The organism is Thermus sp. FJN-A, assembly GCF_054655095.1.
On sequence record NZ_BAAHSC010000134.1, the window covers coordinates 1 to 465 of the forward strand.

Genomic DNA, 465 nt, shown 5'->3' on the forward strand with positions numbered 1-465 from the left:
GAGGGCCGGGTGGGCCGAGCCCTACACCGTGCCCCCCAATGTCCGCTACGCCGCCCTCTACCTCCAGGCCGCCCGGGAGGCTCGGGCCAAGGGGGTGGGGATGTGGGGAGGGGGGCAGGCATCGAGGCCCCAAGGCCCCGCCCCGGACCGGAAAGGGTGCGACCCCGCCTATCCCACGGTGTGCATCCCCCCGCCGCCCCCGGACCTGGACTGCAAGGACATCCCCCACAAGCGCTTCCAGGTCTTGCCCCCGGACCCGCACCGCTTTGACCGGGATAGGGATGGGGTGGGGTGCGAGAGCGAGAATTTAAGGCAAGTCAGCCTGTGAGGCGTTAAGTGTTACAAGAAGCAAAAACGAACCGAGAAAAACAATAACAAAAACATGAAACGCATATGCAATGTGATGTGGAAAATTTGAAAAAATGGAGGGGACTAGGGGAGTTACCCCAAGGAGGAAGCCGAGAG

At 62.4% G+C, this 465-nt stretch carries 1 protein-coding gene; it reads left to right on the top strand.

Features of this window, described 5'->3' with window-relative positions:
- A partial coding sequence (locus ACYQ0J_RS00695; RefSeq protein ID WP_460170281.1) for a thermonuclease family protein occupies window positions 1-328 on the top strand: 328 nt, incomplete at its 5' end.
- Window positions 329-465: the final 137 nt, after the last annotated feature.